This is a genomic window from Fluviicoccus sp. (assembly GCF_030646115.1).
GTDB lineage: Bacteria > Pseudomonadota > Gammaproteobacteria > Pseudomonadales > Moraxellaceae > Fluviicoccus.
The window spans coordinates 316,860-329,973 of the sequence record NZ_JAUSMX010000018.1 but is presented as its reverse complement, the minus strand read 5'-3'; the positions used below and the strand labels follow the sequence as shown (position 1 = coordinate 329,973).

At 56.9% G+C, this 13,114-nt stretch carries 12 protein-coding genes; 6 read left to right on the top strand and 6 right to left on the bottom strand.

The genetic code is table 11. The features are described from left to right. The 5 genes from Q7T36_RS13425 to Q7T36_RS13405 are packed head-to-tail and all read left to right on the top strand — an operon-like array spanning nt 1 to nt 5,145. Nucleotides 1–531: a pilus assembly protein PilP gene (locus Q7T36_RS13425; protein ID WP_304849428.1), complete on the top strand. Its 531-nt coding sequence runs from the start codon at nt 1–3 to the stop codon at nt 529–531. A gap of 23 nt (nt 532–554) precedes the next feature. Continuing rightward, nucleotides 555–2,759, top strand: coding sequence for a type IV pilus secretin PilQ (gene pilQ, locus Q7T36_RS13420; protein WP_304849425.1), 2,205 nt, complete (start codon nt 555–557; stop codon nt 2,757–2,759). Nucleotides 2,760–2,777: 18 nt separating this feature from the next. Next, on the top strand, nt 2,778–3,305 hold the full coding sequence (gene aroK / locus Q7T36_RS13415; protein ID WP_304849422.1) for a shikimate kinase AroK: 528 nt from the start codon (nt 2,778–2,780) through the stop codon (nt 3,303–3,305). Nucleotides 3,306–3,331: 26 nt separating this feature from the next. After that, nucleotides 3,332–4,435 carry a 3-dehydroquinate synthase gene (gene aroB / locus Q7T36_RS13410; protein ID WP_304849419.1) on the top strand — a complete coding sequence of 368 codons (1,104 nt, stop codon included), beginning with the start codon at nt 3,332–3,334 and terminating at the stop codon, nt 4,433–4,435. Next, entirely contained in the window at nt 4,435–5,145 is a 711-nt protein-coding gene (locus tag Q7T36_RS13405; RefSeq protein WP_370690133.1) for an SPOR domain-containing protein, read from the top strand. Before aroB ends, Q7T36_RS13405 begins: the two co-directional genes overlap by 1 nt. A gap of 59 nt (nt 5,146–5,204) precedes the next feature. Here the strand turns inward: Q7T36_RS13405 and Q7T36_RS13400 are convergent, their stop codons facing one another. After that, nucleotides 5,205–6,593, bottom strand: coding sequence for a sensor domain-containing diguanylate cyclase (locus tag Q7T36_RS13400; RefSeq protein WP_304849413.1), 1,389 nt, complete (start codon nt 6,591–6,593; stop codon nt 5,205–5,207). A 169-nt stretch (nt 6,594–6,762) separates the two neighbouring features. On the opposite strand from Q7T36_RS13400, the gene hemE reads away from it, so the two are divergent. Continuing rightward, the gene (hemE, locus tag Q7T36_RS13395) at nt 6,763–7,827 is read left to right on the top strand and encodes a uroporphyrinogen decarboxylase (protein WP_304849410.1); all 1,065 of its coding nucleotides are present in this window, start codon (nt 6,763–6,765) and stop codon (nt 7,825–7,827) included. A gap of 44 nt (nt 7,828–7,871) precedes the next feature. On the opposite strand, the gene Q7T36_RS13390 is transcribed toward hemE, so the two are convergent. From Q7T36_RS13390 to Q7T36_RS13370, 5 genes are all read right to left on the bottom strand, one after another. Then, a complete protein-coding gene (locus Q7T36_RS13390) occupies nt 7,872–8,606 on the bottom strand; it encodes a hypothetical protein (protein WP_304849407.1) in 735 nt (244 codons plus the stop codon). A 168-nt stretch (nt 8,607–8,774) separates the two neighbouring features. Then, nucleotides 8,775–9,719: an alpha/beta fold hydrolase gene (locus Q7T36_RS13385; RefSeq protein ID WP_304849404.1), complete on the bottom strand. Its 945-nt coding sequence runs from the start codon at nt 9,717–9,719 to the stop codon at nt 8,775–8,777. A 15-nt stretch (nt 9,720–9,734) separates the two neighbouring features. After that, entirely contained in the window at nt 9,735–10,376 is a 642-nt protein-coding gene (locus tag Q7T36_RS13380) for a hypothetical protein (RefSeq protein WP_304849401.1), read from the bottom strand. 52 nt (nt 10,377–10,428) lie between these two features. Continuing rightward, on the bottom strand, nt 10,429–11,139 hold the full coding sequence (locus tag Q7T36_RS13375; protein WP_304849399.1) for a hypothetical protein: 711 nt from the start codon (nt 11,137–11,139) through the stop codon (nt 10,429–10,431). 40 nt (nt 11,140–11,179) lie between these two features. Continuing rightward, a complete protein-coding gene (locus Q7T36_RS13370) occupies nt 11,180–13,081 on the bottom strand; it encodes an ATP-binding cassette domain-containing protein (protein ID WP_304849396.1) in 1,902 nt (633 codons plus the stop codon). Nucleotides 13,082–13,114: the final 33 nt, after the last annotated feature.

Here is a 13,114-nt window from a genome sequence, read left to right as displayed (position 1 = left end):
ATGCAGAAAACTTTAGTGTCAGCCCTGCTGTTGATAGTGGCGTCATCCGGAATGACAGGTTGTTCTACGGGGTTTGATGAAGTCAAGGCGCGTATGGACGCCATTCGCAAACAGCCCCGCGGCCGGGTTGAGCCTCCTCCTGAATTTACGCCAATGCCTTCCTTTACCTATGCGGCTCACCAGTTGCGAAGCCCGTTTACGCCTCCTGAAACCGAGATGATGATCAAGGTGAGGCAGGGCGACAAGCCTGTTGTGCCTGACTTCTCCCGTCCGCAGGAGTATCTGGAGAAATTCAATCTGGAGTCACTGCGGATGCGGGGAACCTTGCAACGACCGGGTTCTCTGCTCTACGGTTTGATCGAAGACGGTGATGGCGGTGTGCAGCGTGTAAAAGTAGGTAGTTATGCTGGCAAAAATCATGGCCGCATTACCGAGATTACACAAAGTCAGATTAGTCTGATGGAAATTGTCCCGGATGGGCGCGACGGTTGGGTCGAGCGTCCTCGCAGTATCGTTATGGCCGACAAATGAGCCAATTCGGCCAGGAGAATGAAATGATCAATCGGATCAACATGAACAATAACAAGGTTGCAGGGGCTGGCTTCAAGGTACGCCGTTTGGTGTTGGGCCTTGGTTTGATGTCACTGGTGCAATTTGCCGCCGCCGCCGAGCGTATGCTCCTCAAGCAGATTGATTTTGTGACGCTCCCCGGCGACGAAATCGAAGTTAAACTGGCCTTTGACCAGACGCCGCCGCAGTTGCAATCTTACAAAATCGATAAGCCTGCGAGACTGGTATTTGATTTGCCCAATACGCGTAACGGGCTGCCCTCTCGATATCTCTCTCTTGGAAATGGTAATGCTCGCAGCCTGACGGTGATTGATAATCAGGAAAGAACTCGCCTTGTCGTTAATTTGGGTGAGACAAGCGGATACGTAACGCGCGTCGAGGGTAACAATCTCGTTGTCCGTATTGGGAAAGGTGAGCAGCAAGGGGCTTCCGCTCTTGCAGTTGGTAACCAGACTTTATCTCCGTCCTCTACTCCTGTCACCGCACAGGCTCCGGTTGCCGCACAAAAGGCCTCCAGGACAGCCGCGCTGCAGGTAGAGAATGTGGACTTCCGCCGAGGCGAGCAAGGTGACGGCCAAGTGCTGATCGGTTTGTCGCAATCCTCGATACCCGTTGATGTCATGCAACAGGGCAATAAGATTTTTGTGCGTTTTCTGGGCGCCAAGGTGCCTGAGAAACTGCGCCGCCGGCTGGATGTCACGGATTTTGCCACACCGGTTAAATTGATTGAGTCCTACAACGAAGGCAATAACGGCGTCATGGTTATCCAGCCGCAAGGCGAATTCGAGTATCTGGCTTATCAGACAGATACCGAAATGACCATCAGCGTCAAACCGGTTCTTAAAGAAGAGCGCCGCCGGAAGGAATTTGTCTATACCGGTGAAAAACTTTCCCTGAATTTTCAGGATATTGAAGTTCGGTCGGTTCTGCAGTTGATCGCTGATTTCACCTCTTTGAATCTGGTGGCCAGTGATACCGTATCGGGTCGTATTACCTTGCGCTTGCAAAACGTGCCTTGGGATCAGGCGCTTGATCTGATACTTAAGACCAAAGGACTGGATAAACGCACCGTCGGTAATGTGATGCTGGTGGCGCCTGCGGATGAAATTGCGGCCCGTGAACGCTTGGAAATTGAAAGTCAGACTCAATCCGAGCAAATTGCACCTTTGCGAACTGAATTTATCCAGGTGAATTATGCCAAAGCGGCGGATATCCAGTCGCTGATCTCTTCAGGCACTGCGGGTGCCGGTTCGGAGTCAGGTACCAATTCCTTGCTGAGCCCCCGGGGAAGTGCTTCGGTTGATGCCCGAACCAATATGCTGGTTGTTCAGGACACGGCCAAGAAAATTGATGAAATCCGTGAGCTGATCGCCAAACTGGATGTTCCGGTCAAACAAGTGATGATTGAGGCTCGGATTGTCTTGGCTGACAGCAGTTTTGCCAAGGAACTGGGTGTCAAGTGGGGGGTCGCCCATGACAACTTCCGCTCCAACAAGCGGTTGATGGCAGGGGGGTCAACCACGACTCTGGATGATCTGCGCAAGGTGGCCATCGACACAACCACTGGGCTCCGAACTTATGAAATTACTAAACCCAAGGATTTAGCGGTGGACTTGGGGATTGATAAAGCTGGTGCCAGCTCTCTGGCGCTGGGGATCATGGACTCCGACAATATTGTGCTGGATCTGGAGTTGTCAGCCTTGCAATCCGATGGACACGGAGAGGTAATCGCCACACCGCGTGTATTGACGGCAGACAAGCAAAAAGCCCGTGTAGCCACGGGTAAGCAAATCCCTTATCAGGAGTCCACATCGAGTGGTGCGACATCGGTCAAGTTTGTGAATGCCGAGCTGTCGCTGGAAGTAACGCCCAGCATTACACCCGACGGTCGCATCAATATGGAACTCTTTGTCAATAACGACAGTCTGGGTGAAGTACTTGCCAACGGTGCCGTAACGATCAATACCAATCGGGTGACTACCAATATTCTGGTGGATGATGGTCAGACCGTGGTTTTAGGCGGGATTTTCAAGGAGTCGTCGAACAAAGGCGTGATCAAGACGCCGGTGCTGGGCGATATTCCTTATCTGGGCCGTTTGTTCAAACAGGAGATCAAGCGAAGTGACAAGGTTGAGTTGTTGATCTTCGTGACACCTCGTTTGATGACGGATACGGTTGCAGGCAAGTAAGCAGTAGCGGAGTTCAGCTTGCGTACCGAAGCCAGCCTGTTTCTTGTCGGCCCCATGGGGGCCGGCAAGACAACCATTGGACGTTATCTGGCTGAAATGCTGGGGTGGAGGTTTGTGGACAGCGATCATGAGATCGAGGTCAGGACCGGAGCCAGCATTCCCTGGATTTTTGACAAGGAAGGTGAGGAAGGTTTCCGGCGGCGTGAGGAGGCGATGATTGCCGAATTAACCCAAGTCCGGAATATTGTTTTGGCAACCGGGGGCGGCAGCGTCATGCGCCATCCCAATCGTCAGGCTCTTCAGTCCCGTGGCACCGTCATTTACTTGTATACCCCTGTCTCCATGCAGATCGAGCGAACAGCGCACGACCGAAACCGCCCCTTGCTGCAAACGCAGAATCCCGAAAAACGGTTGAAAGAACTGTTCGAGCAACGCGACCCGCTTTACAGACAGGTTGCCGATCTGATTATTGCCACTTCGGATGGTTCTGCACGGGAATTGGCACTAAAAATTCTGCAGACACTTGGCCTGACTCCGGTAAAATAAATCTCCGTCACTTGTCGCGTCATATCATGCAAACACTTCTGGTTGATCTTGGCGATCGCAGTTATCCCATCTATATCGGTGAGCATTTGCTGGAGAAAGACAATCTCCTGCTTCCCTTTATCCGGGGCCTGCAGGTTCTGATTGTCTCCAACACCACGGTCGCTCCATTGTATTTACGGGTGGTCACTGAGGCTCTGGCTAAGGCAGGCAAGCAAATCCGTGAGCATATCCTTCCGGATGGTGAGCAGTTTAAAACGTTCGATCAAATCAACGCCATTTTCACGACGCTGCTGGAAAACCGGTTTAACCGGGACTGCACTATTATTGCCTTGGGCGGCGGAGTGGTGGGGGATATGACGGGTTTTGCGTCTGCCTGTTATCAGCGCGGAGTGGATTTTATTCAGATACCCACCACCTTGCTGTCGCAGGTGGACTCGTCAGTGGGCGGCAAAACAGGCGTCAACCATTCGCTGGGCAAGAACATGATCGGTGCGTTCAAGCAACCGCGAGTTGTGCTGGCTGACATGACGGTGCTGGACACCCTGAGTGACCGGGAATATTCGGCAGGACTGGCCGAAGTTATCAAGTATGGGTTGATCCGGGATCAGGAATTTATTGGTTGGCTGGAATCAAACATGGCGGCGTTGCAGGGGCGTCAGAAATCCGTGATGGCCGAAGCTGTTTTCCGTTCTTGCCGGCATAAGGCTGAAGTGGTGGTAGCCGACGAGTTTGAAAGTCTTGATCTGCGAGCCTTGCTGAATCTGGGGCATACTTTCGGCCATGCCATTGAAACCGCCATGGGTTATGGGGTGTGGCTGCATGGCGAAGCGGTGGCGACCGGGATGTTGATGGCCGCCGATCTTTCTTGCCGCTTGGGATGGCTGTCCAAACCTGAGGTGGCACGCATTCGGGATTTGCTGATATCCGCCGGTTTGCCAGTCGTGCCGCCTGCGGAGATATCGCCCGGACAGTTTCTGGAGTTGATGTCGGTAGACAAAAAAGTTCAGGCCGGTCAATTACGGCTTGTCCTGATGATGGGGATGGGACATGCCGTAGTATCCGCTGATTATTCTCCGGAGTTGTTAATGGAAACACTGGCGGCGGGTGCTGATTTGGGAAGACCCTCGTGATGAATACCGGCGTCGATTCGAGGGCATGGGGCGTGGCGCTCACCGCCTTAGCTTTGCTGTTGGTGCTGGATATCTCAGCCATTGCCCTCAAAAGCCGGAAAACAACCGCAGAGCCGGCCATCCAGGATGTTTTTCTCAAGGAAAAACCGCAGTTTACGCCGGATCTTGGCCAATTGTTGACGCTGGTCCCTCCCACGGATTATGTAGCGACGACGCCGGAGTCGCATGGCCCCCAATACCGTACGGCAGACTGGCTTCGCGCCCAAGGCGGCATGGCTTGGACCCTGCAAGTCATGCAGTCTGACGACGAGGAGGTGGTCAAGGAATATCTGGCCAAGCGTCCGGACAAAGAGTTGTTTGCCTACTTTGCCCAGCGAAATGACGGGAAGACCCAATACGTTGTGGTATTTGGAAATTATGTTACCCGGGAGTTGGCGATGGGGGAGGCCGCCACCAAGGACTTCAGCTTGCCGCAGGGATTGCCCGGTCCCGCCAAGTTATTTGATTACGTGGACAAGGTTCCAGTTCTGGAGCCAGCCATTGATGCTCCGCCGCCGGCACGGTATGGCGATGTACCAGAGTTGGCTCCCGAACCTGACCTGTCAATGCCCGAAGCCGCACCGGAGGGCGTGTCCGCCACCGATGGTCTGTCTGAGCAGCCTACGGGAAAAACAGATGCATTTGATCCGTTCGCTGCTCCAAGCCCTTGACGCAGTGCCGTATATCTGTGTATGGCTAGCCTTGTCGCGAGCTTTCGGGAAGGCTCACTTCAGGATACAGAGCCAATGGCCGGGAATATACGATTCCTTCCTGCGTGTTTGGCCTCGTAAAGACAGTGGTCGGCCGTGTCAATCAAGGTCTGGATATCGGCATCGCTTTGAGGAAGCAGGCTGGCGACACCAACGCTGACGGTGATGCCGCTGCCTTTCCAGTCTTGTTTCATGACCGTTTCCCGGAACCGTTCGGCGACGATCAGCGCTCCATCCAGCGGCGTATTAGGCAGAATCAAGGCAAATTCCTCACCCCCGTAACGCACGACACAGTCGATACTGCGGCTGTTCTGCAACATTAGCAGGCTTAACTGCTGCAAGACGCGGTCACCGGCCGGATGGCCGAATTCGTCGTTGAAATCCTTGAAGTGGTCTACATCCAGCATGAGCAGCGACAGCGGCGTCTTTTGGCGCATGGCGCGCTCACATTCATAATCCATGCGCTCATCGAACACCCGGCGATTCTTGAGGCCGGTCAGGGCATCGGTGGTGGCCAGCATCGCCAGTTTGACATTCGCGCTGGAAAGCTGGCGCTGGTGGTCGGCCAGTAATTGCTCTTGCTGCTTGCGGGAGGTGATGTCGTGAAAAATTGAGCGAATGGCGGTAAGGCGGCCGTTTTCATAGGAAAAGCTGTTGCTGCTCTCGACAATAATTTCTGCGCCACTGCGGGTGCGCAGGATCAGTTCCTGTCGGCTGTGACGATGCCCGGACAGCGCTTGCTTGAACAGGAAAGCCAGTTGACCCATGCTGGCGGTATGGATGACATCGACCAGCGTTAGTTGCGGTAGGTCGTCTACTAGATATTCCAGGGTGCGAAGCCAAGCGCGATTCACATAGAGAAAGTGCCCGTCCGGTGTGATGCTTTGCACCAGATCATGGGTACCGTCGAGAAACTCCCGGAAGCTGTTTTCCGGGCTTTCCGGTAGGTCTGCAGGGGCGGCGGGTTTAAGATCCCTTTCACGGGCCGTAAACATAAACCCCATCGAGGACTCATCCGGAGCCATCAGCGGCGTGACGTTCAATTGGACCGGCAGGGTGCTGCCATCCTTGCGCAGGTAGTCACAATCAAATTGATCACCGCCCCGTGACCGCGCCACCATCGTCAGGGCCTCTAGCCCAGGCCGTACGGGCTTCTCCCATTCGGCAGTCAGTTGGACAGCGCGTTGTTGAACCTGACCCAGATCATGCAGCAACAGTATAGTGGTGCGGTTAAGCAACTCCTGCTCCGTGAATCCCAATTGATGGCAGGCAGCGGGATTGGCATGCCGGATGACGCCATTGACATCGGTGGCAATGGCCATCCACGGCAAGGCGCGCAGCATTGAGCGCTCCCAGTCCGGCGTCGTGGCGACTGCTTGGTGGAAACCGATAGTGGCGGGACTGTCCATGGAGAAGGGCCGTAAGCTGTTTTTAATTGTTGTGGCGGATTTTGACTCTCAGTTTGCACTACCGGCGGAAAAAATCCAGTAGCGGACGATAAATTGCCGCGCCATCCGCCGGAAGGTAAAAGCAGGTACAATATTACCCATTTCCGCCTTGCTGCTTGTGAGAGTCGCCATGACCCCGTTGAAAAATGATCGTTTCCTGCGTGCGCTGGCCCGCCAGCCTGTTGATGTCACTCCCGTGTGGATGATGCGGCAAGCGGGGAGGTATCTGCCGGAATATCGGGCTACCCGTCAACAGGCCGGTGATTTCATGGCGCTCTGCAAGAATGCCGATCTGGCTTGCGAAGTTACCTTGCAGCCGTTGGAGCGTTACCCGCTGGATGCCGCCATCCTCTTTTCCGATATCCTGACCATTCCAGACGCGATGGGGTTGGGGTTGTATTTTGAGACGGGGGAGGGGCCGCGTTTCCGCAAGGTCGTGCGGACGGAGGCCGATATCCAGGCGCTGCCGGTGCCTGACCCGGAAAAAGACCTGGATTATGTGATCAACGCCGTCAAGACGATTCGCGGTGCTTTGAACGGTCGTGTGCCGCTGATCGGTTTTTCCGGAAGCCCGTGGACGCTGGCGACCTACATGGTGGAAGGTGGCGGCAGCCGTGATTTTCGTGCCGCCAAGACTATGTTGTACCGTGAGCCGCAACTGATGCACCAACTGCTGGACAAGCTGGCGGACTCGGTGACGCTGTATCTCAATGCCCAGATTCGCGCCGGTGCACAGGCTGTGCAGATATTCGACAGTTGGGGCGGAGCCTTGTCAGCGGCGGCTTATCAGGAGTTCTCGCTGGCGTACATGCGCAAAATCGTCAATGGCCTGATTCGCGAACACGACGGCCGTCGGGTTCCCGTGATCCTGTTTACCAAGGGTGGCGGTTTGTGGCTTGAAAGCCTGGCGGATACCGGCGCCGATGCCTTGGGTCTGGACTGGACCATTGACATTGGCTCGGCCCGGCAACGGGTGGGTGGTCGTGTGGCCTTGCAGGGCAACATGGACCCGTCCGTGCTGTTCTCTTCACCGGCGCAAATTCGTCAGGAAGTGCAGCGGATTCTGGCATCTTTCGGGCCGGGTGACGGGCATGTCTTCAATCTGGGTCACGGCATTGACCAGCATGTGGACCCGGTCAATGCCGGGGCCTTTATTGAGGCGGTGCATGAGTTCAGCGGCCAGTACCATCGCTGAACCGGCTTGGCCTGGATGTGAGTGGTTGACCAGCCGGCTGTTCCTCAGCGGAAACTCAGGTCTCCGTAGTTCAGCACCGGGAATGGCAGGGGGGTGCGATTGGCGGCCGGGTCACGGTTTTCCAGCATGCGTTGCATGCCGACCATGATGCTGTATGGGGCGGCGCGCTGCACGTAATTGTTTGCCCATGCCGGAATGAGGCCGCCCGGATCGACATAGCCTTCGGCATCCACCTTGACGCGGTTGCCCGGCAGAGGCGTGAAACGCACCGTCATGTCCTCGGCAACCATGCGCACCGTTCCGGCTTTGGGGGCAATGAACTCCGGTTCGGCCTTGACGGTCATGGTAATGCTGTTGCGGGAGCGGCTTTGGGGCTCCACGGTGGCATGCAGCACGGCGTCACGCGGGGGGACGCCATGCGGTGTCCGGTGGCGGAAATAGAGGTAGTACTCCGTGGCCGATACCTTTTTCAGCAGGCGTGACTCCAGCACCTCCCAGTACCATTTATGGTAATTGTCAAAGTCCAGCATGATGTGGACATAGTTTTCCAGTGAGCCTTCCAGTGTGGCCTCAACCTTAAACGAGCGGAAACGTTTCTGGTCCTCCTGTTTGATCCAGGTGCGAATGTTACGCTTGCGGTCGTTGCGGACTTCCACCCATTCGTTGCCCAGTTTTCCCCGCAATTCGGCTAGGTCATCGTCGCTGTCAGCGCGGGCCGGAAGGGTGGTGAACAGGAAGCCCATACAAAGCAGGGTGATGATCAAGCGAAATCGGGGCATAGCGGAACTCCTGTACATGCAAAGTCGGGTCATGGCGCGACGGTTATGTATCAGGAACGGCCGTGCCAATCAGGACGGCAAGTTAAGCAGGGTTGTCGGCTAATATATCGCCATCCAGCGCCAGAGACTCGGTAGTTTGCGCCAGAGATCGCGCACGGTGGTTTCCGGTCAGTCCGTTGCGGGTTTGATGCGTGCGTTCAGCAAACCGGCGGATGGCTCGCCGGACTCCAGCAAAGTGATGAATTCCCGTAAGTAACCGGCAATCAGGTCAGGGTGGCTCAGCTGGACCCAGTGCCCGGCCCGGACGTCACGCCGCCACAGGTTGGGCGCCCAACCCGCCAGATCGTCAAACAGGCCGGGGGTCACAAAGATATCTTCAGTCGGCACCACCAATTGCACCGGGACATCCGTCCAGCGGCCTTCGGGACGAAACAGCCGTTTCAGGAAATTGGCGCGATACAGTTTGATGCCGTGCAAGCCGTCACTGGCCTGAGTGGGAAATTGTTCGCGCTGCAGAGCGGAGTGAAGCGTTGCCACGCTTTCAGGCCATTTGTTGAAAGCCAGCCGCCAGGTCAGACGCGGAACCAGCGGCAGGTGGAAAGAGGCAATGTACCAAGAGTGCAGTAACTGGTTCAGCACCCGCTGTCGGCGGGCCTGGTCATGCGGACCCTGGAAGGTTTGCTGCATCCAGAAGGCGGCATGGTCCAGGCTGGGGCCGGAAATGGATGTAAATGAAGCAATGCGCCCTTGCAACAGCGGCGTGGTGACTGCTTCCCAGCACTGGATGGAGCCCCAGTCATGCCCGGCCAGATGCACCGGTTGGTTCGGGCTGACGGTGTTGATAACGGCGGCCAGATCCTCGACCAGATATTCCAGGTGGTAATCACGGGTGCGGACCGGAATATCGGAGCCTCCGGCACCGCGCACATCCGGCGCAACAATGCAGTAACGTCCCATGAGTCGTTCGGCAATGTCGCTCCATACCAGGCTGTTGTCCGGAAAGCCGTGCACCAGAACCAGTACCGGACGCTCGGGCGAAAACGCACCCCAGATGCGGACATTCAGCCGGACATTCCGGTTGTAGACGATGATGGTGTGGTTGGATGTTGGCATGGCGGGCGCTCGGATTTAGGTCTTGGGGTCCCAGCGATCCAGGCGGAGCCGGTGGATGACGGTGTTGATGCGTGCGGTGTAGCGGGGGCCTTCACTGGTAATCGGCTCCAGCGCGGGGGCCAGGGCCTTCGCGGTCAACGGTTTATGACGGCGGCGCAAGTCTTCCCGCAGGCGGCGGAAAGCGGCATAGCGGTCTTCGGTATTGAGGGCGTGCACCCACGCATGCATGTCCTCCGGAGGCAGCATCCGGGCAGCGCCTGAGCGTGGGGTGGCTTCGGCGGAGTTCTTTGGCAGCAGCCAACCGTACTCCAGCCAGCCTTGCGCCAGCGCCAGCGAAGGCGGGACTGCATCGATGCGGCTCAACAGTGCTTTGAAGAAGTTTTCATCACCCCGGCGGCGGGGTTGCAAGCCGTATTTCTCAGCGGTGATCTTCAGCCAGTTGAAGTCTTCTTCGGAAAGGTCGCCGCTGGACAGGTATTGTTCAGCGACGCCGGACAGACGGGAGCGATCCGCAAGGATTTGGTGATTCAGGGTTTGCAGGCGCTCACCCATGACGGCATAGGCGGGAGATTTGGCGGAGAGTGCTGCAGATGCCGTACTGAGGCAGGTCATGCCCAGCACAGCCATCAATATCCACAGCCGACGCCTGCATGACATGATGGAACAGGCGTTCAATCGCGTGCGCCGGCAGAGCATCATTTTCATCGGTTCAGATGCAGTTCTGGGCTTTTTTCCATGCATCGATTTCGGATTGGGACCCGAATACCTGATCGACAACCCCCATGTTATCCACGATGCGCTGTTCGTAGCCTTTGCCGGGAATAGTCATGTCCGTAGCCAAGGTCACCAGCATCGCCTTCATGCGTTCCGGCTGGTAGATTTCCTGACGGTGCTGGACGATATAGGAGAAGTCGCCGCGACGGATAACGAAGAAACCGTAGTACACCGTATCATCCAATGCTTCCGGGGGCAGGCTGCCCAAGGCCATTTTCATGCTGATGATGGCCAGCAGTCCTTCGCCGGCGGCGCTGTTAACCGTGTCCTTGAACAGCATCTTCCGTTCCAGGATGGATTTTTCCTTGTCGAGCACGTCGCCCAGATAATAACCCATCACCATATCGTTCAGGGTGCGGTCGCTGGCGAAGTTAGGAGGGCGGACGGTGGGGTGTTCAATCAGATTGAGATAGTCGATGCGGAAGAAGCGGTTCTTGCTGTCCCAGATATTCAGGCTGCCGCCGTAGGGCTCGCATTGCTCTGTGAGTTCTGGTTTGCCCTGAAAAGCCTGGCTGCTCAGGCTGACCGAGTAAGCACCACCCGGAGCATTGTAGGTGGCCTGCAATTGGGGGGTGGGCCCGTGTGATGCACAACCGGCCAAACCGGCCAGCACCAGACAAGCGGCAGCAAGACTTCCACGAATCATTGTTTTCTCCTCAATACGGGTCAGCACGCGCCGGCAAATCCTATGATTCCAGTTCGGTCCAGCGCTCAAGCAACATCAGCAGTTTTTCTTCTATTTCAGCCAGGCGTTGAGTGGCTTTCAGGGCTGCATCGGGGTCACGGGTATAAATACCGGCATCATCCAGAAGAGACTGCAAGGAACTCTGTTCGCCTTCCAGCGCCGCCACTTGTTCGGGCAGCGCCGCTAATTCGCGCTGGTCATTGTAGCTCAATTTCTTTTTGGGAATTGAGAGTTTTTCTTTGTTTTCGGCAAGTGGTGCGGGTGAATTTTCCTTCACCGGGGCTTTGGCGCTGGCGACGGCGGAGGTCCGGCTGGCGGTTTGACGCAGCCAGTCGGTGTAGCCCCCGACGAATTCCTCTACTTGACCGTTGCCCATGAATGCCCAGGAGCCGGTCACAACGTTGTCTACAAAGGCGCGGTCGTGGCTGATCAGCAGCAGGGTGCCCTGATAGGCGTCCAGCTTGTCTTCCAGCAGTTCCAGGGTTTCGATGTCGAGGTCGTTGGTGGGTTCGTCCATGACCAGCAGGTTGGACGGGCGGCTGAATAGCCGCGCCAGCAGCACCCGGTTGCGCTCACCGCCAGACAGGGCCTTGACCGGGGTCCGGGCGCGCTGCGGGGTGAACAGGAAGTCCTGCAGGTAACTGAGGGCGTGCTTGCGCTCACCATTGATATCGATGAAGTCGGAACCGCCGGCAATGTTGTCCAGCACGGACTTTTCTTCATCCAGTTGGTTTCGCAACTGGTCGAAATAGGCGACTTCCAGCTTGGTGCCGCGACGGATATCTCCGGCAGCAGCCGGTGCTTCGTCCAGCAATACCCGGATCAGGCTGGTCTTGCCGACGCCGTTTTCACCGAGCAGGGCGATCTTGTCGCCGCGCATCACGGCAGCGCTGAAGCCTTTGACCAGTTCTCGGTCACCGGCCTTGACGGTAATGTCGTGGATATCCAGCACCAGCTTTCCGGACTTTTCGGCTTCCTGGATGCTGATGCTGGCGTTGCCGACGCGCTCGCGGCGGTCGGCGCGCTCGCGGCGCAATTCGATCAGGGCGCGCACCCGGCCTTCGTTGCGGGTGCGGCGGGCCTTGATGCCCTGGCGAATCCAGACCTCTTCCTCGGCAAGTCGCTTGTCGAAGAGCGCGTTCTGCTTGGCCTCAGCTTCAAGCAATTGCGGCTTTTCGGCCATATATTGCGAATAACTGCCGGTAAAACTGCGCAAACGTCCGCGATCCAGTTCCACCACGCGGGTGCTGACGCGGTCGAGGAAGGCCCGGTCGTGGCTGATGAAGACGACGGTGCCGTTATAGTTGCCCATGAAGTTTTCCAGCCACTGGATGCTGGCCACATCCAAGTGGTTGGTGGGTTCGTCCAGCAGCAGGATGTCGGGTTGCTGCACCAGCGCCTGCGCCAGCAGCACCCGGCGTTTACGGCCGCCGGAGAGGCTGTCGAGCGGGGCGTCGCCATCCAGCTCCATGCGGCTGAGCACTTCTTCCACGCGCTGTTGCAGCGACCAGCTGTCATGGTCGTCCATGTCGGACTGGATATCGAGCATCAGCTCGCAGGCCTTGGCATCGCCGTGCTCGCAGGCATGGCTGAGGTGGTGATAGCGTTGCAGCAGCTTGGCCGGTTCACCCAGGCCGCTGGCGACGATGTCAAAGACGTCGCCTTCCAGCCCCTTAGGTACTTCCTGAGGCATGGTGGCGATGGTCAGTCCCTGCTGGCGCACCACCTCCCCGGAGTCCGGCTGCAATTCGCCCGCCAGGATCTTCATCAGCGTGGACTTGCCTTCGCCGTTGCGACCAAGGATACAGAGCCGTTCACCCCGTTCCAGGCTGAAGTCGGCCTTGTCCAGCAACAGCGGGCCGCCAAAGCTAAGGGAGAGGGAACGCAGGGTCAGCAGGGCCATGTCGGGTGTACCGGGAAAATGAAGGCCGACATA